This is a genomic window from Streptomyces sp. NBC_00353 (genome assembly GCF_036108815.1).
Lineage (GTDB): Bacteria > Actinomycetota > Actinomycetes > Streptomycetales > Streptomycetaceae > Streptomyces.
This window is the reverse complement of record NZ_CP107985.1, coordinates 8,634,824-8,654,733: the sequence shown is the minus strand read 5'-3', so window position 1 is coordinate 8,654,733 and position 19,910 is coordinate 8,634,824. Positions and strand designations below refer to the sequence as shown.

At 69.1% G+C, this 19,910-nt stretch carries 22 protein-coding genes; 12 read left to right on the top strand and 10 right to left on the bottom strand.

Going from position 1 to position 19,910, the window contains the following annotated elements; genetic code table 11:
- Positions 1 to 40: 40 nt before the first annotated feature.
- Positions 41 to 259 (bottom strand): hypothetical protein, encoded by a 219-nt coding sequence (locus OHA88_RS38975; protein WP_328628989.1) that lies wholly within the window; start codon positions 257 to 259, stop codon positions 41 to 43.
- 130 nt (positions 260 to 389) lie between these two features.
- Between OHA88_RS38975 and OHA88_RS38970 the strand changes: the two genes are divergently transcribed.
- Both OHA88_RS38970 and OHA88_RS38965 read left to right on the top strand, forming a co-directional pair.
- Positions 390 to 947, top strand: a complete 558-nt coding sequence (locus OHA88_RS38970) for a TetR/AcrR family transcriptional regulator (protein ID WP_328628988.1) — start codon at positions 390 to 392, stop codon at positions 945 to 947.
- A gap of 144 nt (positions 948 to 1,091) precedes the next feature.
- Entirely contained in the window at positions 1,092 to 1,451 is a 360-nt protein-coding gene (locus tag OHA88_RS38965; protein WP_328628987.1) for a peptidoglycan-binding domain-containing protein, read from the top strand.
- A 150-nt stretch (positions 1,452 to 1,601) separates the two neighbouring features.
- Here OHA88_RS38965 and OHA88_RS38960 read toward each other — a convergent pair whose 3' ends face one another.
- The 3 genes from OHA88_RS38960 to OHA88_RS38950 form a co-directional block, all read right to left on the bottom strand.
- A complete protein-coding gene (locus OHA88_RS38960; RefSeq protein ID WP_267006810.1) occupies positions 1,602 to 1,784 on the bottom strand; it encodes a DUF6381 family protein in 183 nt (60 codons plus the stop codon).
- A 157-nt stretch (positions 1,785 to 1,941) separates the two neighbouring features.
- Positions 1,942 to 2,487 (bottom strand): hypothetical protein, encoded by a 546-nt coding sequence (locus tag OHA88_RS38955; RefSeq protein ID WP_328628986.1) that lies wholly within the window; start codon positions 2,485 to 2,487, stop codon positions 1,942 to 1,944.
- Entirely contained in the window at positions 2,460 to 3,032 is a 573-nt protein-coding gene (locus OHA88_RS38950) for a hypothetical protein (protein ID WP_328628985.1), read from the bottom strand. Before OHA88_RS38950 ends, OHA88_RS38955 begins: the two co-directional genes overlap by 28 nt.
- A gap of 363 nt (positions 3,033 to 3,395) precedes the next feature.
- On the opposite strand from OHA88_RS38950, the gene OHA88_RS38945 reads away from it, so the two are divergent.
- The 5 genes from OHA88_RS38945 (at position 3,396) to OHA88_RS38925 (ending at position 8,596) form a co-directional block, all read left to right on the top strand.
- Positions 3,396 to 4,622 (top strand): acyl-CoA dehydrogenase family protein, encoded by a 1,227-nt coding sequence (locus OHA88_RS38945; protein ID WP_328628984.1) that lies wholly within the window; start codon positions 3,396 to 3,398, stop codon positions 4,620 to 4,622.
- 5 nt (positions 4,623 to 4,627) lie between these two features.
- On the top strand, positions 4,628 to 5,860 hold the full coding sequence (locus OHA88_RS38940) for a CaiB/BaiF CoA transferase family protein (RefSeq protein ID WP_328628983.1): 1,233 nt from the start codon (positions 4,628 to 4,630) through the stop codon (positions 5,858 to 5,860).
- Entirely contained in the window at positions 5,857 to 6,639 is a 783-nt protein-coding gene (locus OHA88_RS38935) for a crotonase/enoyl-CoA hydratase family protein (RefSeq protein ID WP_328628982.1), read from the top strand. The genes OHA88_RS38940 and OHA88_RS38935 overlap by 4 nt, the downstream gene beginning before the upstream one ends.
- A gap of 68 nt (positions 6,640 to 6,707) precedes the next feature.
- Positions 6,708 to 7,694: a 3-hydroxyacyl-CoA dehydrogenase NAD-binding domain-containing protein gene (locus tag OHA88_RS38930; protein WP_328628981.1), complete on the top strand. Its 987-nt coding sequence runs from the start codon at positions 6,708 to 6,710 to the stop codon at positions 7,692 to 7,694.
- Positions 7,691 to 8,596, top strand: a complete 906-nt coding sequence (locus OHA88_RS38925) for a YncE family protein (protein ID WP_328628980.1) — start codon at positions 7,691 to 7,693, stop codon at positions 8,594 to 8,596. Before OHA88_RS38930 ends, OHA88_RS38925 begins: the two co-directional genes overlap by 4 nt.
- 110 nt (positions 8,597 to 8,706) lie before the next feature.
- Here OHA88_RS38925 and OHA88_RS38920 read toward each other — a convergent pair whose 3' ends face one another.
- The 3 genes from OHA88_RS38920 to OHA88_RS38910 all read right to left on the bottom strand — a co-directional run bounded on the left by OHA88_RS38920 (position 8,707) and on the right by OHA88_RS38910 (position 10,493).
- Positions 8,707 to 8,859, bottom strand: coding sequence for a winged helix-turn-helix transcriptional regulator (locus tag OHA88_RS38920; protein ID WP_328628979.1), 153 nt, complete (start codon positions 8,857 to 8,859; stop codon positions 8,707 to 8,709).
- Positions 8,860 to 8,962: 103 nt separating this feature from the next.
- Positions 8,963 to 9,478 carry a GNAT family N-acetyltransferase gene (locus OHA88_RS38915; protein WP_328628978.1) on the bottom strand — a complete coding sequence of 172 codons (516 nt, stop codon included), beginning with the start codon at positions 9,476 to 9,478 and terminating at the stop codon, positions 8,963 to 8,965.
- Positions 9,479 to 9,713: 235 nt separating this feature from the next.
- Positions 9,714 to 10,493 carry a hypothetical protein gene (locus OHA88_RS38910; protein ID WP_328628977.1) on the bottom strand — a complete coding sequence of 260 codons (780 nt, stop codon included), beginning with the start codon at positions 10,491 to 10,493 and terminating at the stop codon, positions 9,714 to 9,716.
- Between the two features lie 486 nt (positions 10,494 to 10,979).
- Between OHA88_RS38910 and OHA88_RS38905 the strand changes: the two genes are divergently transcribed.
- Positions 10,980 to 13,205 (top strand): FUSC family protein, encoded by a 2,226-nt coding sequence (locus OHA88_RS38905; RefSeq protein WP_328628976.1) that lies wholly within the window; start codon positions 10,980 to 10,982, stop codon positions 13,203 to 13,205.
- Positions 13,206 to 13,393: 188 nt separating this feature from the next.
- Here the strand turns inward: OHA88_RS38905 and OHA88_RS38900 are convergent, their stop codons facing one another.
- Positions 13,394 to 14,149, bottom strand: a complete 756-nt coding sequence (locus OHA88_RS38900; RefSeq protein WP_328628975.1) for a hypothetical protein — start codon at positions 14,147 to 14,149, stop codon at positions 13,394 to 13,396.
- 259 nt (positions 14,150 to 14,408) lie between these two features.
- Complete coding sequence (locus tag OHA88_RS38895; RefSeq protein ID WP_328628974.1) at positions 14,409 to 14,783, bottom strand: peptidase inhibitor family I36 protein; 375 nt, start codon at positions 14,781 to 14,783, stop codon at positions 14,409 to 14,411.
- 160 nt (positions 14,784 to 14,943) lie between these two features.
- Between OHA88_RS38895 and OHA88_RS38890 the strand changes: the two genes are divergently transcribed.
- Complete coding sequence (locus OHA88_RS38890; protein WP_328628973.1) at positions 14,944 to 16,005, top strand: ArsR family transcriptional regulator; 1,062 nt, start codon at positions 14,944 to 14,946, stop codon at positions 16,003 to 16,005.
- 143 nt (positions 16,006 to 16,148) lie between these two features.
- On the opposite strand, the gene OHA88_RS38885 is transcribed toward OHA88_RS38890, so the two are convergent.
- Positions 16,149 to 16,907: a DeoR/GlpR family DNA-binding transcription regulator gene (locus tag OHA88_RS38885; RefSeq protein ID WP_267006797.1), complete on the bottom strand. Its 759-nt coding sequence runs from the start codon at positions 16,905 to 16,907 to the stop codon at positions 16,149 to 16,151.
- A 74-nt stretch (positions 16,908 to 16,981) separates the two neighbouring features.
- Between OHA88_RS38885 and OHA88_RS38880 the strand changes: the two genes are divergently transcribed.
- The 3 genes from OHA88_RS38880 to OHA88_RS38870 all read left to right on the top strand — a co-directional run bounded on the left by OHA88_RS38880 (position 16,982) and on the right by OHA88_RS38870 (position 19,907).
- Positions 16,982 to 18,175 carry an MFS transporter gene (locus tag OHA88_RS38880; protein WP_328628972.1) on the top strand — a complete coding sequence of 398 codons (1,194 nt, stop codon included), beginning with the start codon at positions 16,982 to 16,984 and terminating at the stop codon, positions 18,173 to 18,175.
- A 176-nt stretch (positions 18,176 to 18,351) separates the two neighbouring features.
- Positions 18,352 to 19,431 (top strand): NAD(P)H-dependent amine dehydrogenase family protein, encoded by a 1,080-nt coding sequence (locus OHA88_RS38875; protein WP_328628971.1) that lies wholly within the window; start codon positions 18,352 to 18,354, stop codon positions 19,429 to 19,431.
- Positions 19,428 to 19,907 carry a carboxymuconolactone decarboxylase family protein gene (locus OHA88_RS38870; RefSeq protein ID WP_328628970.1) on the top strand — a complete coding sequence of 160 codons (480 nt, stop codon included), beginning with the start codon at positions 19,428 to 19,430 and terminating at the stop codon, positions 19,905 to 19,907. The genes OHA88_RS38875 and OHA88_RS38870 overlap by 4 nt, the downstream gene beginning before the upstream one ends.
- Positions 19,908 to 19,910: the final 3 nt, after the last annotated feature.

Sequence of the window (19,910 nt, the reverse complement as noted above, 5' to 3'; positions counted from 1 at the left end):
AGATGACGGTGCCGCACGAGGCCGCGGCGGCCGTGCTGCGTCAGGCGGCGGCCGGCTGTGTGGCCAGGCTCTGCTCGACCTGGCGGCTGCAGTCGTCGGCGAGGATCTCGGGGAGTCCGCACCGCAGGCCGTCCAGGGCCTGCGTGGCCATCGAGGCGGGGTCGATCTTCCGGCCGGCGGGGACGTGGCCGGCCCTTGGCCGCGGAGCAGGCCCCGTACCGGGCAGGTGGCCGCCGGTGACGGAGTCCTTCGGCCCCATGCCTTCTCCCTGCGCCGACCGCGGTGGCCACCCTTCGTGAGCGCAGCGGACGGAAAATAGATTTCACTAACAATCTAAACAGGCTCGTACGATAGATTGCAACCGACATCCATGTAGAGGGGGTGGCCCGATGGGCCGAGTGTCACAGGCACAGGCACAGGAGAACCGGAAGCGCGTGGTCGCCAACGCCTCCAGGCTGTTCCGCGAGCAGGGCACCGGCGTCAGCGTCGCGGACCTGATGAAGTCGGCCGGGATGACCCAGGGCGGCTTCTACAAGCAGTTCGCCTCCAAGGACGCCCTGGTCGGTGAGGCCACCGTGCACGCCTTCGCTCAGCTGGAGGCGCGCCGCACGGCAGAGCTCGACGAGCACGACGGGCGACGTGACGCCGCCCGTCAGGGCCTGATCGACTACTACCTGTCGACCCGGCACCGCGACAACGCCGGCGACGGCTGTCCCGCCGCCGCGCTCGCCGCCGACATGGCCCGGGACGCGGGTGACGCCGCCCACGACGTCTACATCGAGGGAGTGCGCGACTTCGCCCAGTGGCTCGCCACCGACGACGAAGACGGCCTGGCCCGCCTGGCCACCCTGGTCGGCGCCCTCCTGCTGGCCCGCGCCACCAACGGCTCCCCACTGTCCGAGGAGATCCTCCACGCCGCCCACACGGCCCTGTCGGACGACAGCTGATCCGTCCGGGCCTCTTCACCCACCGACACGGCGTTCGTCAGGACCCCTTCCGTGGGCGTGACAGTTCGAAAATGCGCGAGACGACGCTTGCACCCCCATGCTGGATGCGTGTGCACATGGCCGGCACGGAGAGGAGTGCGCGAGATGATCCGCCGCAAGTGTTCGGCCCTCGGCGCAGCGCTGCTGACCGCCGGGGCCCTGGCGACGACGACGCCCGAGGCGGCCGCCGCCGATAAGACATGCCCCTACACGTCCTCCATCGATCGCCCCGCGCTCACGTACGTGAGCACCGGTCTTTCCGTGAAGCAGGCGCAGTGTCTGAGCAACGTGTGGGGCGGTGTTCCGAAACTCGCCGTCAACGGGGTCTTCGGCACCGCCACGTCGAAGAAGATCATCTGGATTCAGGGATGTCACGGCCTGGGCAGAACCGGAGTCGTCGACCAGGACACCTGGCGGGTGCTTTACCACCCCGCACTGGACTGCTACGACCCGTATCCGAAGTGACCTGCCCAGGTGAGGCCGCGACGGCTGGATCGGAAATCGCGCGCAGAGTGGAGGTGTGCGGCGTGGCCCACACACACGACCAGCCGATGGCCTCGCGCGCGCCTGGGGAAGGACGCGCGGTAGCCACCGGCCGGCGTATGCACACGGCTGTTACACGATGGGGTCGATGTCCCCGCTGCTCGCCTGCTTGCTCTGCTGCTTGAGCTCGCGGGCCTTGTCCTTCAGCCGCTGACGCTCCTGCGGGTCGGAGATGCGCTCTGCGGCCTGTTCCATCTCCTGTGCCTTCTGGAGAAGTTGCTGGGCACGGGCACCGGACTCGCCTGCAACGCTCATGATCACTCCTTGGTGTCATCGGGGAAGAGCGGGCCACACCAGCGAAGCAGCGCGCCTCTGCGCGCGCATCTCGAAGGCTCACCCACCGTTATCCGCGCAGGCCGCGGTACGCACATGCGGACTCGACCGCATCCGCGGCGCCCGACGGACTTGCGGCTTACTTCTCGACCCTGTCCATGCGCCAGGCAACCATCCCGGTGGCCCCCGGCATCCGCTCGGTATCGATCGTGACCCTGGCCGTTGAGGCTGTGATGCGCAGCTGAAGTGGGACGCCGTCGCAGTCCATGGTCCGGCGGACGCGAGCCTTCAGGGCTATGGACAGGACGATCTTGCCCTTTCCGGCGCAGGCGACCGACAACCTGTACGAGCGACCTCGTGCCAGTTCCGGCTCGGTGTGGAATCCGTCGCTGACACGTTCAAGACCCGCCTCGATGAACAGTGGGTCACTGTCGCCGACTTCTTCGGTGTCGAGAGCTTCCTCAACCTGCTTACCGAGTCTCTCCTCATCCTGAGCGGACGTTTCGGAGGCATGCTTCCGTTGCTGCCCTGGACTGGTCTCCCGTGCGCTGGGCCCGTTCGGCCCGCCGGAGTCACTCGTACACCCGGTGGCGAGGGCAACGGACAGGACGGAAGCGCAGAGGACGAGGCTGCACCGCAAGGGGTGAGGTCGCGGCGTCATGAACTCGTCGACCGGTATCGCCAACCGGTCACCTCGGCAGGAAGCTTCATAGTGCTGAGCCTGGCTTCACCTTGCCCCGGCGGTCGGAACTGGTGCGGTACTTGGTCCAGTTCACCTTGTAGCACCGGGGCCTGCGCCAGCGTCGGGCCGATGGCGGACTCCCATTGCGCGGACCCGGAGGCATCGGCGTCGGCCGCGGCTTCGAGGAGTATCTCGTCCGCGGTGGCGATCGCGGCATCCAACTCGGCGCGGTCTCCGGTGTGATGGTAGGCCGCGTAGTGCACCTCTGCCTGGCGGACCAGAAGCCGCATACGCGTTTCTGTCCTGCCCTCGCGCTCGAGGCACTCGCGGACCGTCCGGGCGGCCTCCTCGAGGTACCGGCCTTGCCCGTCGACGCGGTACAGGTCGAGCAGCGCGGCCGCGAGCAGCTGAGCGGCTTCGCCCATCCGTACGGCCCCGGGCGCGGACAACGACGTGCCGTAGGCGGCCCGCAGACTGAGCACGCAGTCGTCGATGTCCTGTCGACGACGGTGCCTGAGGTACAGCGCTCGGCAGGCGCTGCCGAGCATGTGGTGCGTTTGTGCCGCCTCCGGATGAGTGGATCGAGGCCGTCGCCCGCATTGCCCACCGCCGCTTCGGCGCGCACCCGGCCCGCTGCAGCGATCGCCTGCGAGTTACCGCCGGGTGCGGGGCATCCACCACTGAAATGACGTTCTGTCAGCCCTGGCAGCCCTGGCCCACCTCTCGCGCACGGGCGGCTACGGGCCGATGGGGTGGTCCGCGGCGACACGGCACCCGTGGGCGGCGCGGGTCCGGGGGACCGGTTCCGGATCCGCGTTTAATCGCGTCCGAGAACCGAAAAGCCGGGCGCGGAGAGTGCTGACGGGCGCGGATCCCCGGGCCCCGCCCCACAGCGCTTGAGGGAGATTGCCATGAGCGGCACAACGGCTCTGCCGACACCGTCCGGTCCCAGCCTGGACAAAGGGCTGCTGCCCGCCGACTTCTACGCCTACGAGGAAATGCTGTCGGACAGGGAGCGGGAGAAGGTCGCGTCCGTTCGCGAGTTCCTCCGCACGCAGGTCGCCCCGATCGTCGACGACTACTGGGCCCGGGCCGAGTTCCCCTTCCAGCTGGTCGAGGGCTTCGGGAAGCTGGGCATGATGGACTGGGCCGACCCTGACTCCCCGGAATCCAGTCCGAGCAACCTCCTCGCAGGCTTCATCGCGCTGGAGCTGGCGCATGTCGACGCGTCCTTGGCGACGTTCGGCGGCGTGCACACGGGTCTGGCCATGGGCACCATCCTCACCTGCGGTTCCGACGAGCAGAAGCGGCGTTGGCTGCCGGCGATGAGCCGCTTCGAGAAGATCGGCGCCTTCGGGTTGACCGAGCCGCACGGCGGCTCCGACGTGGCCGGCGGCCTGCGGACGACCGCGCGCCGCGACGGCGACGTGTGGATTCTTGACGGCGCGAAGCGGTGGATCGGAAACGCGACGTTCGCCGACCTGGTCGTCATCTGGGCCCGCGATGTCGAGACGCAGCACGTGCTGGGCTTCGTCGTGGAGAAGGACACCCCCGGATTCACCGCGACGAAGATCGAGAACAAGATGGCGCTGCGGATCGTGCAGAACGCCGACATCGTGCTCGACGGCTGCCGCGTACCGGAGGCCAACCGGCTGCAGAACGCGAACTCGTTCAAGGACACCGCCAAGATCCTGCGCCAGACGCGCAGCGGCGTGGCGTGGCAGGCCGTGGGAGTGATGTTCGCCGCCTACGAGATCGCCCTGCAGTACGCGAAGGAGCGCGAGCAGTTCGGGCGCCCGATCGGGAGCTTCCAGCTCGTACAGGACCTGCTGGTGAAGATGCTCGGCAATGCCACGGCCTCGTGCGGGATGATGGCGCGCCTGGCCCAGTTGCAGGACGCCGGGGTGTACCGGGACGAGCAGTCCGCCCTGGCGAAGGCCTACTGCACCGTGCGGATGCGCGAGAACGTGGGGTGGGCTCGGGAACTGCTGGCCGGCAACGGCATCCTCCTCGAGTACAAGATCGGCCGCTTCGTCGCCGACGCCGAGGCCATCTACTCGTACGAGGGCACGCGGGAGATCCAGACCCTCATCGTCGGCCGTGCCGTGACCGGCGGCCTGAGCGCCTTCGTGAGGTGACGAAGATGACCACCGAATCCGTCTTCACCGGCCTGAAGGTCCTCGACGCGTCGAGCTTCATCGCGGGACCGGCCGCGGCCACCGTGCTCTCCGACTTCGGAGCGGACGTCATCAAGATCGAGCCGCCGGGACAGGGCGACCCCCAACGGCGGCTGGGCTCCGTGCCGCCCAGTCCCCGGGCGCAGGCCAACTACAGCTGGCACCTCGCCAACCGCAACAAGCGCGGCATGGTGATCGACCTGAAGTCACCTGCGGCCACCGCGATCCTCAAGCGCCTCGTCGAGTGGGCCGACGTCGTGATCACCAACTTCCCGCACGGCACACGCGAGAAGCTGCACCTTGGCTACGAGGAGGTCGCGGGCTGGAATCCGCGGGTCGTCTACGCCGACATCACAGGCTTCGGGGACACCGGCCCCGACGCCGGGCAGCCGGGCTTCGACCTGACCGCCGCCTGGTCGCGCAGCGGACTGCTGGCCTCCACCCGGGACGCGGGAGCCCCGCCGACGGTGCCGGTCTGGGGCAGCGGCGACTACATGTCGGCGATCGCGATCTACGCGGCGATCGTGACCGCCCTGTACCGCCGTGAGCGCACAGGACAAGGAGCCAGTGTCGGGACGTCGCTGCTCGCCGCGGGCGTCTGGGCCACGGGAACGCTCGTGGCCGGCGCGCTCGCCGGCGGCACGCCGTTCGAGCTGCACGACCGGACGGCGCCGGCGAACCCGCTGATCAACCCTTACCGGACCGCGGACGGCGAGTGGTTCATGCTGGTCGCCTCACCCCCGCACTGGCCGGGACTGACGCGGGCCATCGGGCACCCCGAGCTGCTCGATGATCCCCGTTTCGCGGACGTCGAGGGTTTCGTCAGGAACTCCGCCGCGCTGAGCGAGCTGCTCGACGCCGAGTTCCGCACGCAGCCCTTCGCTCACTGGAAGGACGCCCTGGGCCGGGAACGCGTCACCTACAGCCTCATTCAGACGCCGGAGCAGGCCGCGCAGGACCCGCAGTTGCGCGCGAACGACATCGTGGTGCCGCTGGAAGGAGTCAGCGGGCTGGAGGAAACCATCAGCAGTCCGGTCAACCTCCGAGGGGTGCCGAAGGTACCGGCGAAGCGAGCGCCGGACCTGGGCGAGCACAACGACGAGATCCTCACCGAGCTGGGATTCGGTCCTGCCGAGATCGCCGAGCTGCGGGCCCAGGGAACCATCCCCGGCACGACGGAAGGCAAGGCGTCGCCATGAGCACGGCGTCCGCAGCGTCCGACATGGTGCTCCACGAGCGCCGCGGCGGCGTGCTGACCATCACCCTCAACCGCCCGGCTCAGAAGAACGCCGTGGACCACGAGGTCGCGGTACGGCTCGCCGCGGCTTTGGATCTGCTCGACGCGGACCCGGAGCTGTCGGTCGGCGTACTCACGGGCGCGGGCGGGGTGTTCAGCGCGGGCATGGACCTGAAGGCATTCGCCAAGGGTGAGCTGCCGGTGCTCCCCGGCCGGGGCTTCGGCGGGCTCACCGGCACGGCGGTGCGCAAGCCGTTGATCGCCGCGGTCGAGGGCTGGGCGCTCGGCGGCGGCTTCGAGATGGTGCTCGCCTGCGACCTGATCGTGGCCGCGGAAGACGCCCGGTTCGGGCTTCCCGAGGTCACGCGCGGTCTCGTGGCGGCAGCGGGTGGTCTGGTCAGGCTGCCGCGCCGCCTTCCGTACCACGTAGCCGCGCGCGTACTGCTCACGGGCGAGGCGCTGACCGCGGCAGAAGGCAAGGAGTACGGCCTCGTCAATGAGCTGACCCCAACCGGCGCCGCGCTGGACGTGGCCCGCGGGCTGGCGGGGCGCGTGGCGCGGAACGCGCCGCTGGCGCTGGCGGCCGTCAAGGAGGTCCTGCGTGAAACGCAGGGACTGAACGAGAGTGACGCCTTCACACGCCAGGACGAGCTCACGAGCGGGCTGTTCGCCAGCGAGGACGCGCAGGAGGGCGCACGGGCGTTCGCCGAGAAGCGCGCCCCTGTCTGGCACAGCCGCTGATGCCGGCCAGGCCGGCCGCCCACCTCCCCCACAGCCCGCGTCCGACTCCCAGGAGCAGAGAGCCAGCCATGAATGCGCACAGACCCGTCCACCGCGTGGCGATCGTCGGCACCGGCACCATCGGTGCGAGCTGGGCGACGCACTATCTCGTCCGAGGTTTCGACGTCACGGCGACCGACCCCGCCGCCACCGCGGAGGCGGCACTGCGTTCGTACGTGGAGGCGGCATGGGACGCGGCGGCCTCGATCGGGCTCTCGCCCGGAGCCTCGCCCGATCGCCTGAGCTTCACCACGGACCTGCGTCAGGCTGTCGCGGACGCCGATTTCGTGCAGGAGAACGCGCCGGAGCGCCCGGAGCTCAAGGTCCGGCTGTTCGCCGACATCGACGACGCCACGCCGCCGGACGCGATCATCGCGTCGAGTTCGTCGGGCATCACGATGAGCGTCATCCAGGCCGAGTGCCGGCGTCCGCAGCGGACCGTCATCGGTCATCCCTTCAACCCCCCGCACATCGTCCCGCTGGTCGAGGTCGTCGGCGGTACGAAGACCGCCCCGGAGACGATCCGGGACGCCATGTCGTTCTACGCCGCGATCGGCAAGAAGCCGATCCACCTCAAGAAAGAGCTCCCCGGGCATGTCGCCAACCGCATCCAGGCCGCGCTGTACCGCGAGGTCGTCCACCTGGTCCAGGAGGGGGTGCTCGACGTGGCGGACTCCGACGACGCGGTGTCCTGGGGACCGGGGCTCAGATGGGGCGTCATGGGCCCCCATCTGCTGTGGCATCTCGGCGGAGGAGAGGGCGGCATCCAGCACTTCATGGACACCCTCATGCCGCGGATGGTGGCATCCTGGCAGGAACTCGGCACGCCCGAGTTCACGCCCGAGCTCATGGAGAAGATCGTGGGCGGCGTCCTGGAGGAGGCCGGCGGTCGCTCGGTCGATGAACTGGCCGCTCGGCGCGACGCGATGCTCTCGGCGCTGCTGGCCGTGCGCGCCGAGTGCGACCCGTCCGGCCCGAGTGCCGCAGCCGGTCGCCCGGCGAAGGAGGGCCCGTGACGCGGCGCCAGGAGAAACTGTTCGTGCTCGAGGCCAGCGGTGGCGGTCGGCTGTTCTCCGTGAACCCCGACGGTTCCGACAAGAAGGTCGTTGTCACCGGGTGCAGGGTCCCCGACGGAGTCGCCGTCGATGTCATGGCCGGGCACATCTACTGGACGAACATGGGCCTTCCACCGGCGAACGACGGCTCGATCGAACGCGTGGACCTGGACGGAGGCAACCGGACGACGATCGTCCCCAGCGGTGTCACGTACACGCCGAAGCAACTCCACTTGGAGGCCGCCGGCCGGAAGCTGTACTGGGGTGATCGTGAGGGCATGCGCGTGATGCGCTGCGACCTCGACGGCTCGAACGTCGAAACCCTCGTGCAGACGGGACAGGGCGAGGACGACCGTCGCGACGAGACCAGATGGTGCGTGGGAGTCGCCGTCGACCCCGTGGGCGGACACCTCTACTGGACGCAGAAGGGCCCGAGTGACGCGGGGCTCGGGAAGATCCTACGGGCCGGAGTCGACCTGCCCGCCGGGGACAGCACGGCCGAGCGCGGCGACATCGAGGTGCTGTTCGAGGGGCTGCCGGAGCCGATCGACCTCGCGCTCGACCTCGCGGAGCGCACGCTGTACTGGACGGATCGCGGGGACCCGCCGCGGGGCAACAGCGTGAACCGCTCGCCGATGGACCCGCCGGACGGGCGGCGGACGCCCGAGATCCTGTTGACCCACCTGATGGAAGGCATCGGCCTCGCCCTCGATCCGGACGACGGCCGCATGTACGTGACCGACCTGGCCGGGAACGTCTACGCGGCCGACCTCGATGGATCGAACCGGAGGGAGATCCTTGTCCTGCAGGGGAACCTCACCGGCATCGCCCGTGCCGTCCTGCCGACCGGAACGAGGGTCTGACTTGATCCTTGACCTGAGGGACGAGGACCGGGTGGGCCGAGCCGGGGAGTTCCCTTCGCTGTCGAGCTCCCGATCAGTCCCGCAGCGAGCGGCTTGCGGTGTGCCCGCTCTCACGCGCGGGCATCGACCTCCACCGTCCCGGCCGACGCCCGTCCCTCGTCCACCAGCCGCCGCAACCTGTCGTTGAGTGTGTTGCGCGCGATTCCCAGCGACTCCTGGAATGCGTCGAATCGCCGGATCCCGTAGAACGCCTCCCGCAGCACCGGCGGCGTCCACCAGTCCCCCCAGGAGATCCATGGTGCGGGCGACCGAGCAGGGAACCCAGCAGACGGGACCACCCCGGCCCCCCACCGGCAAGTTCACAAACTAGATTTTGATCCAGTACCGCCGCACGGGGCCGTGTTCGGTGTCCCGGATGCCCTCGAGGACGCCGCCCTGGTGCTCGATGGTCCTCACCGAGGCAAGGTTGTCGACTTCGCAGATGATCAGCACCTGGTCCAGGCCGAGCGTCCGCGCTTCGTCGAGCATCCGGCCCAGCGCCCAGGTGGCCAGCCCGCGCCGACGTGAAGACGGCCGGATGCCGTAGCCGATGTGGCCGAACCGCAGCACGTAGTCGTTGAGCCCGTGCCGCAACGATATTCCGCCGTGCACCCGGTCGCCCTCGACGATCCATCGGTACGTACAACCCCGGCCGGACTCCACTGCTTTCGGACTCGACTCGTCAGTCAGCAGCGCCACCCAGGCCGCGAACCCGTCCGGCGAGTCGACCTCGTCGGACGGCCCCAGTCCGAATCCATCCTCGTGGAAGCCAGGACCCCACTCGTCATGTGCTTCGCGCCAGGCGGCGTGCAGGCGGGCGGTGGGCGCGATCAGTTCAGGCACACGGCAAAGATACCGATCCGGACCATCACGATCCGCGGATGGAGTACTGAGCGCGTTCCGTGAGCAACTCCGCCAGGCGGTCCACGAATTCAGTGAATGCTCTGGTTGGCCCGAACCGCCGCCCTCCAGCCGCTGTGAGACAAGGACACCGGCTATGGCGGGGCCCCGTACGCAAGGGGCCCGGTGAACACACCGGACCCCTTGCGCCGTATGCCTCGGCCTTCGTCAGCTCAGCTCAGCTCAGCTGAACGGTGTCGCCGGCCGAAGCGACCTGCATCGTCGTGGTCGTGCCGTCGAAGTACCAGCGCCAGCTGCCGGCCGAAGCCGCAGTCACGGTGGTGCTGAGCTTTCCGCCGCTGCCGGTCTTCACGGTCTTGACCGTCGTGTACGAGGTGGCGCCGGCCTTCTTGAACTGGAGCTTCACCGCCTGCCCTGTGAACCCGTAGTACTTCAGGTCCTCCCAGTGCGCCCGCGTGAGCCTGCCGGTGACGGTGATTTTGCCGCCCTTCTTCACCGGCTCGGGCGAGGCGTTGGTGACGAGGGTCGCGGCGCGCTTGACCTTGTACGAGGCGATGCTGTCGGAAAGCCAGTAGTCACCGTCGTTGGCCTTCACCGTCGCGCTCACCATCCACACCCCGGCCATCACGTTGGCGTCGTCTGCCGAGTACCCGGGCATCCAGCCCGGGACGATCTTCATCATCGCGGTGCAGACCGACGTCGTGGTGCTCTGCTTCACGCACGTGACGGAGCCGTCCTGCTCCGCGACCCCACTACCGCTGCTGTAGCTGTACGTGCTGACCCGTGTCACCCCCTTCACCCCTGAGTTGTCCTTGATCGTCATGACGATCGGGTACCTGATGGTCTTCGACGTCCCCACGATGACGTTGGTCCCGTGATCGACGACCGTCTTGGTCACCCGGATGTCGCCCCGCCCCTCGGCGTGCGCGCCCGTCGCGGTGACGAGCGTCAGCGCCGCCGCCCCCGCCGCCACAGCTACGCCTCTTGTCCTGCGCATACGTGTATGTCCCTCTCCCCGGCCCCGATGTGGTGCGCGGAGCGTATATCAGGGCCGCGTGAGCGCCTGCCGTGGGACGCCTCGTGAAATCCCACCCCCTGAAAGGTGGTTCGGGGTGGCTGACCGTCGGCGGCGAGAGCGTTTCGTGCCCCCGCTGATGGTGGTCTCACCATGCGTCAACAGGGTTGGTGATGCGGGCTTGTGGCACTGCGGCCGGCCCCCACACGGGCGACCGCAGCCTGTCGCGGCCGGATGTGCACCCGCCCGGCGGCAGGCCGGTGGCCGAACCGCGAGTGGATGGACACGCGCGGACCTGTGGAGCGTCGCCCAACGCTGCGCGAGCCCCGAGCCGGGCAGACCGGCCGGGCAGATACTCTCGATCGATGGGATACGCGGGCGCCCCAGGAGGTGTGCGAGCGAATGCAGACACCTGGCCACATCCGACTCGGGCGGCCCCTTGCGTGGTTGCGTACCCATGATCCGGAGTTGGCCGCGACCCGCCGGGCCGCACGTACTGCACTGGTGATGCCCGCGCTGTTCGCATTCTGCAGCCAGGTGCTCCACTCCGCGACGATGGCGACCTTCGCAGCCTTCGGCTCGTTCTCGATGCTGCTGCTGGTGGAGTTCACCGGCCCGATGGTGCAGCGGCTGCGCGCTCACTTGGGGCTCGCGTTGGCCTGGGCGGTGCTCATCTGCCTGAGCACGCTCGTGGCCCGCACGACCTGGCTCGCGGTCACCATCACCGTCGTGGTCGGCTTCCTGGTGCTCTTCTCCGGCGTCGTCAGCTCCGTCCTCGCGGAGGCGACCACCGCTCTGCTGTTGGCCTTCGTCCTGCCGGTGGCCTCGCCCGCACCACTGTCCCAACTGCCCGACCGACTCGCTGGAGCGGGTCTTGCGGCGGCCGGCGCCATACTCGCGATCTCCCTCTTGTGGCCCCGGCCCGCCACCGACCCGCTCGGTCCGCATGCCGCACGTGTCTGCCGGACCGCCGCAGCACAACTACGCGCCGACGCCTACCGGCTGACCGGAGAGCCTGACGCACCGAGCGCCCGGCAGTGCAAGGACACCGCCGATCAGGCCGTTGCAGCGGCATCCGACCTCCGTACTGCCTTCGACGCCACTCCCTACCGGCCCACCGGACTGTCCACCAGCTCCCGCGCCCTGGTCCGCCTGGTCGACGAACTCACCTGGCTGAGCACCATCGTGGCCGACAGCAGTCCCCCGCACAGCGGCCGCCCGACCTGCGATCCCGCGGCACACGCCGTTCGACAGGATGCCGCCGCGGTCCTGGACCAGGCGGCCGACCTGCTCGACGCACCCTACGGCGCACCCGACGCGCTCCGAACCGCCTCGGTCGACCTGCACGAGGCCATGACCGCCATGGAACGCAGCGCGACCACCCGGCTGCCCATGCACCCGCCCGGGGCCGGCACGGAGTGGGAGCCCCGGGCCTTCATCGAAACCCTGGACCTGTCATTCCGCGCCCAGGAACTGGGTTTCGCAACCCTCCAGATCGCAGACAACGTGGACCTGGCAGCGGCGGCCCAACGACGCAGCTGGCGGGATCGGCTGCTCGGCCGCGAGCCCGGCGCCCTGACTCGACCGCTGGCCTCGGCCCGCGAGCGGGCAGCCGCCCATCTCCGGCCGAACTCGGTCTGGCTGCACAACAGCCTCCGCGGAGCGGTCGGCCTGGGCGTCGCGGTTGCCCTCGCTGACCTGACGAGCGTTCAGCACTCGTTCTGGGTACTCCTGGGGACCCTCTCCGTGCTGCGCTCGAACGCGCTCAACACCGGGCAGAACGCGGTCCGCGCCCTGGGCGGCACGATCGCGGGTTCGCTCATCGGGGCCGGACTGCTGCATCTCATCGGCCACCACGGCACCCTGCTCTGGTTGCTGCTGCCGCTCGCCGTACTGATCGCCGGCATCGCCCCCTCAGCCATCTCCTTCGCCGCCGGCCAGGCGGCTTTCACCATCACCTTGGTGATCATGTTCAACATCGACCAGAACCCGGACTGGCACATCGCACTGCTGCGGATCCAGGACATCGGCATCGGCTGCGCGGTAAGCGTCCTGGTGGGCCTGTTCTTCTGGCCGCGCGGCGCCGCCGCAGCCGTCAACCAGGCCCTCGCCGAGGCGTACACGGACAGCGCCCGGTATCTGGCCGGGGCGGTGGATTACGCGGTCAGCCGCTGCAGCGCCGGGCCCGCACCAGCCGACGCTCCACTGCAGGAGAGACGCCAGGCTGCCGCCGCCGCACGAAGACTCGACGACGCCTTCCGCAGCTACCTGGCCGAACGCGGTCCGAAACGTGTGCCGCTGGCCGACATGACCGCCCTGGTCACCGGCGTCGTCGGACTGCGCCTCGCCGCCGACGCCGTGCTTGGACTATGGCAACGCGGCAGCGAACAGCGCATCGAAGCGGACCGGGCCGAAGCCCGCCTCGTACTACTGGACGCCGCAGGTCGAGTGTCCAGCTGGTACCGCGACCTGGCGATCAGCCTCGGCGGGCACACCTCGCTCCCGGATCCCCTGCCACGCAATCCTGCCGCCGAGGCTCGCCTGGTCGAATCCCTCCGCCACGACCTGCGTGACGAAAACGGGCTGGCCACAGCCACAGCCGTCCGCATCATCTGGACCGCCGACCACCTCAACGCCGCCCGCCGCCTCCAGCCGATCCTGGCAGCTGCGGCGAGGCCGGGCAGTCCGTCCTGACTCAGGACAGCCCCGTTCCAGCTGCCCTTCCGAGCAGGCTGTCCGTTCGCCGCAGTCATACGGTGCTCGCCCGGACAGCCGCTCCCTCTCACATCCTCGATCAGGCAGACCCGCACGAACTGACCGTGGCCACGCGGAACTCGGTACAACTTCGGGCGGAGTCGACCCGGCGGACCAAGGGACCCCGTTCAGCTACCGGCCCGATCGAGAATCCCTTGTGCGGCGACGACCCGTGCACGACCCGCCCGAAGGGCGTCCTCGAGCTGTGTCCGGTTCTCGGCGAGCTGTCCCTGTTGATATTCGGACTCCACCGCGAACCAGATCCCGGTGAGATTCACTGCTTCCTTGCAGTCAATGTCCGTCAATGCCACATCGCGCTCCAGCCGGGTCTGTCCGGTACCAAAACGGGTATCTCCTGCCGCGTCCAGCGGATCGTTGTAGTCGTAACCACCGCGCTGCATGCAGGCCGACCATTCGGAAATCACTTTCCGCACCCGGGGATCGCGTTGTGACACATAGAAACTCTCGTCCATGAGGCTGAGAGCAAGATTCTGGTTGCGACTGGGTGCCGCTCTTTTCGCAAGCGTTTCGCGGGCTTCTCCACTGCACCCCTGGTCCGGCACCTTGCGGCCGTTCACGGTGGCCGGTCCGCGGCCGGAAAGAATTGCCGTCCGGAGATATTCGGGGATCTTCGCATGTGGTTCGGCGGTCCGTTTCGCGGGCTTGTCGCCCATCCCGTACCCGCTCACGGCGGCCAGTTTCCGGTCGGTTATCCCGTACCGGCGCTCCACACTGGTGCCGGGCTCCGCGCCGCCGTCCCGCTGCTCGGGCGCCAGCGTGAGGCCGTAGCGCGCCGCGCACTGCGCGACGAGGCGGCTCTCGGCCGCGTTGATGGCGCGACCGTCGGCCAGGCCGACGGTGTAACGGGCCAGCGGTACCTCCATGCGAGCGGCTTCCACGGCCGTGGGGATACGGAGGGACTGTGCCGCGGGGTTTTCGAGATGCTTCCCGGACTGCCCCGCACCGGCCGAGCAACCTGCAAGGACGCAGGCCACGAGCAGGGCAGCGGCAGCGGACGGGAAGCGCGCGGGCTTTCTGCGCCCGGGTGCGAACATGGCTGGTCTCCAGGCTCCAGGGGTGGGTGCGTGCACCCCGGCCGGCCGGCGCGGCTTGCGAGCCCCGCCGGCCGGCCGGGCCGGGGGATCAGTACGAGGCGGACTCGATCTGGTTCCGGAAGTTCGTCATCTGCGAGTTGACCTCACCGGAGTCGTACCAGCCGGACGTACCGGTCTTGTTCGTCCCGAAGTAGACGTACCACCGCAGGGAGTCCCGATTCTTGGCCGAGGCGGAGTTGTTGCCGACCCGCTGGCTGGAGTTGCCGATGAAGTAGTTGTCGTTGAGGTTGAGGTCCGCGTAGTACATGTCCCAGATGCCGTTCGCATAGTTCGGGTTGTACCAGAGGCAGAACTCGCCCGACTCGCACACGCCATTGTGCTCCGTGGCGCTCGCGGGGGCCGCAAGACCGGCAATGGACATTCCAGCCACAGCCGCGGCAGCAAAGAACTTGGCCAGCTTCATTTTCTCCCCTTCTCGATCGATACCGAAACACGCAATCCAACCGAATCACTGAATTGTGAAGCCGGTTGAACCACACCTTCACAGAGATTGCCACCGCTGTTCACAGGCAGCTACCTTGTTCGAGCTCTGTTGAAACGGGCACCTCACGTGAAGGAGTACTGTGCTCCGCATTCACTTCTCCGGACCCGATCTCGGCCGGACCCGCCTGACCGCCGAGCCCGATCCCCTGTGGGAGACAGCGGCCTCACTCCACCGCCTGCAGACCAAGCGCGGCCGCGGGACCTACGCCGCCTGGCTGCGCTTCGCCTGCGAAAAGCTGAACGATCCCGCACTGGCGCGCACGGTGCGGCATTTGCTGCTGCCACTGTTTCCGCGCGCCGCCTACTTCCCGGATTTCCTCACCCCCGCCGCCGCCAGCGAGGGGCTTTCTCCCGGTCTCGAAGCCATCCGCGCCACCCCGTCCGCCCGGGTGTCGGCCGAACTCGACCAGCTGACCAGAGTGGTGACCGCGACTCCGCGCGGACTGACCCGGCTGGCCGCCGCTGAGCACAGGAACGAGCTGACCGCAGGGCTGAGGGCGTACTACGACGCGCTCATCGCGCCGCACGAGGCGACCATTCGCACCCGCATCGAGGCCGAGCGGGTCTTCCGCACCCGTTCCCTGCTGGGAAGAGGAGTCGAGGACATGCTGTCCGGCCTGGGGCCGGGCTTTCGCTGGCGCAGCCCCGTCCTCGAGGCGGACCACCCCACCGTCGACGCGGACCTGCATCTGGGCGGCAGAGGACTGCGGTTGGTGCCCTCGTACTTCTGCTGGGGTTCAGCCGTGGTGCTGGCGGACCCCGAGTTACCGCCCGTACTGGTCTACCCCATGCGCCACGAGCGGGTGGCCGCAGCGGCAGACATCGCCGACGGCGACACCGTCCCGCTGACCACGCTGCTGGGCCGCACTCGCGCACTCGTACTGCGCGCCTCCGCCACGGGGGCCACCGGGAGTGAACTCGCCCGTTCTCTGGGCATATCCCCCGGCACCGTCACCTTCCACACCCAGGCGCTGCGCGACTCGCAACTGATCGCCAGCGTCCGCTACGCGACCACCGTGCTGCACACACTCACCCCGCTCGGTTTGGCCCTGCTCGCCGCCAACGCGACCCGGGCCAGGGCCAATGGCATCGGTCGTCGGCCCTCGAGGCCTGTCGCAGGAATGGATCTCGATCACGAATAGTCATGTGCGGTGGAGCAGCGGCGGCCGGCCCACCGGTCAGAGGAACCTGCTGCTCCGCAGTGCGCTCAACGTGGCGAGCACCCGCATTCTGGACAGCATCAAGACGGAACGCTGGGGCGCGTGCCGTTCAACTGACGCCCAGGTCATACCTGTCGCACGTGCACGCCCGCCGCAGCCAGTGCGTCGACCTCGCCCTCGGGCGCGGTCTCGTCGGTGACAACGGCGTGCAGTGCGGTGGCGGGTGCGACAAAGGCAAGGGCGGTACGGGAGAACTTCGCGCCGTCCGTGACCGCGATGACCCGGCGGGCCGATGCGATGGCGGCCCGCTTGGTGGCGGCGTCGTCCAAGTCGTACGCGGTCAGGCCGTTCGCCGCGTTCAGTCCGCAGCAGCCGATGACCGCGGTGTCGAAACGCAGGGCGGCCAGCGACGCCTCGGCGAGCGGGCCGGTGAGTGCGAGTTCGCCCCGCCGGGGGCGGCCGCCCGGCACCAGCAGCGTGAGGTCCGGCGCTCCGGTCAGTGCGTTCACCGCGTGCAGGGAAAGCGGCATGACCGTCAGGCGCCGGTGTTCCAGCGCGCGGGCCACTTCCAGGCAGGTGGTGCCGCTGTCGAGGACCACGGATTCCCCGTCGGCGATCAGCCCGGCGACCTCGGAGGCAATGCGTCGCTTGGCCTCCAGTCCCTCAGTCGCCCGCAGCCCGAAGGGGGGTTCGTCGCCGCGCAGCAGCAGGCTCCTCGCTCCCCCTCGGTACCGCTCCAGGATGCCCTGCTCGGCCAGGGTCTCCAGGTCACGGCGGATGGTCATCTCCGACGCGCCGGTCAGGGCAGCCAGCTCCGCGACGCCGGCACTGCCCGCTTCGCGTACCGCCTCGGTGATCCGTCTCAGTCGATCCGTACTCGCCACATCAGCGATAGAACACCAACGATGTTCAAAATGCAAGCTTTCAAACATCAGAGATGTTCGTTATGTTCATCGGTATGGAGAGATCGCTGCGGACCGGCCGACTGGTCACGACCGCCTACTTCGCCCTGAACGGCTTCGTCCTGGGGATGTGGGTCGTCCACATCCCTGCCGTCGAGCGCCACGTCGGCATCAGTCATGCCGTGCTCGGCTGGCTACTCCTGCTCCTGGGCGCGGGAGCCTTCGCGGGGATGCGGATCACGGGCCCGCTCACCGATCGCTGGGGCGCCCGCACCGTCGTACCGCTGAGCGCGGCACTGTGCAGCGCAGCCGTGGTCCTGCCGGGCCTGGCCACGGACGCGTGGACGCTGGGAGCGGCACTTGCGCTGCTCGGACTCGGCAATGGCTGTCTGGACGTCAGCATGAACGCCCACGCCATCCAGGTCGAGCGGGGCTACCGACGCCCCGTCATGTCCGCCTTCCACGCCACGTTCTCCATCGGCGGCGTCCTTGCCGCGCTGCTTGGCGCGCGCACGCTCAGCTGGGGCTGGAGCCCGGCGGTGACCCTCGGCTCAGTGGCCGTTCTCGGTCTCGCCGTGGCCGCGCTCGCCGCCCGCGGGCTCCTGCCGACCGAGCACACCCCCTCGTCTGCCGCGGAGGCCCCCGCCGGTGTGACGCAACCGGTGCACCGGACATCCCGCCGCATCTGGGCGCTGGCCGCGCTCGCGCTGATGCTCATGCTCTGCGAAGGCGTGGCCAACGACTGGAGCACTCTGCATCTGCGGGATGTCCTGAACGCCTCCGCCGCCGTCGCCGCTCTCGCCTATGGTGCGTTCTCGACCGCCATGACCATCGGTCGACTGCTGGCCGACCGAGTGGCCATGCGCTTCGGGCCGGTGGCCATCCTCCGCTACGGGGCGGCCCTGGCCGCGGTCGGCCTGACGACGGCCACGTTCTCCACGTCGATCCCGCTGGCCCTGGCCGGCTGGGCCGTGTTCGGGGCCGGACTGTCCGGCTGCATCCCTCAGCTCTTCAGCGCCGCAGGCCACGCCGATCCGGGCGCCGCCGGAACGAATGTCTCGCGCGTCGCCGGCCTGGGCTATCTCGGCATGCTCGCCGGCCCCGCCGTCATCGGACCGCTGACGCATTTCATGCCGCTCAACCTGACCTTTCTGCTGCCTCTCGGCTTCTGCGTCGTGGCCGTGTGCTCAGCCCACGTACTCCGCTCGCCGCATACCGCTCCCAGCCGTCTGGAGGCCGAGACGGCCTGACCGGAACCGACCACGCGAGCCCGGGGCGCAGTGCCGCTGTGTATCCACTGCCCTGACGACGTAGCGGGCACAGCCCAAGCCGCCTCCCGGTGAGGCCCCGGCTCCTCTGTCCCGCCCGACAAACTCGTCGTGTCACGGCACTAGGAACTGACAGGCCCTCTCGCTACCCTCCGCGCATGATTTCCACGGTTGTCTGGGGCACGGGCAACGTCGGCCGCGCCGCAATCCGCGCTGTCGAGGCCCATCCGGCGCTCGAGCTCACCGCCGTGCTCGTCCACAACCCCGACAAGGTGGGACGTGACGCGGGCGAGCTCGGTGGGCTCGGTCGTCCGCTGGGGGTCGTGGCGAACGACGACGTCGATGCCGTGCTGGCCACCGGTCCCCGGGCCGTGGTCTACGCCGCGTCCGGCGACATCCGCCCCGACGAGGCCCTCGCCGACATCAGCAGGGCGATCCGGACCGGGGCCGTGGTCGTCACCCCCGCGCTGTACGCCCTGTACGACCAGCTGGGCGCCCCGCCGGAGCTGCGGGAACCGGTGCTGGCCGCCATCGCGGACGGTGGCGGTTCGCTGTTCGTCTCCGGTGTCGATCCCGGCTGGGGCAATGACGTGCTCCCGTTGCTGATCAGCGGACTCGGCACCTCCATCGACGTGATCCGCTGTCAGGAGATCTTCGACTACTCCACCTACGAGCAGGAGGAATCGGTCCGGTACCTGGTCGGCATGGGCCAGCCGATGGAGTACGAGCCGCTGATGCTCGCACCGACCGTCCCGACCATGGTGTGGGGTGGACAGATACGGCTGATGGCCAGGGCTCTGGGGGTCGAACTCGACGACATCCGCGAGACGTTGGACCGGCGCGCGCTCGACGCCACGGTGAGCACCAGGACGATGGGCTCGTTCGAGGCCGGCACCCAGGGCGCGGTGCGGTTCGAAGTGCAGGGCATCGTCGGGGGCGAACCCCGCATCGTCATCGAGCACATCACGCGCATTCACCCCTCCTGCGCACCGGACTGGCCGACGCCGCCCGACGGTGACGGCGCACATCGAGTGATCATCGAGGGCCGCCCGCGCATCGAGGTCACGGTCGAGGCCACCGACGAGGACGAGAACAGATCCGCGGGCGGGAACGCGACCGCGGTGGGCCGGCTCGTGAGCGCCATCGACTGGCTCGTGAACGCGGAACCAGGACTCTACGACGCGCTCGACGTCCCGCTGCGCCCCGCAGTCGGCAGGCTCGGAAGGAGAGAACCATGAACATCGACATCCCCGAGGGCAAGGACGCGATCGAGTACGTATGGGGCGAGATGGTGCCCGGGATCGGGATAGCCGCATCGAGCTTCTCGCTGGCGGTGTACACCCATACGACCCTGGGGCTGCGCGAGTTCGAAGCCGCGCGGTTGCGGATCGCCCAGATCAACGGGTGCGTCTTCTGTCTCGACTGGCGGACCGAACGGGACGGCGTGAAGGTCGAGGAGGGTTTCGCCGACGCGGTGACCCAGTGGCGTACCACCGACGTTTTCGACGACCGGACCCGGTTGGCCGCCGAATACGCCGAGCGGTACGCCCTCGATCACCACAACCTCGACGACGCGTTCTGGTCCCGGATGAGCGCGCACTACAGCCAGCTCGAGATCGTGGAGCTGAGCATGAGCATCGGATCATGGCTGGCGTTCGGCCGGCTCAACCATGTGCTGGGCCTCGACACCGTGTGCGCGCTGCCCGGTCGTTGATCG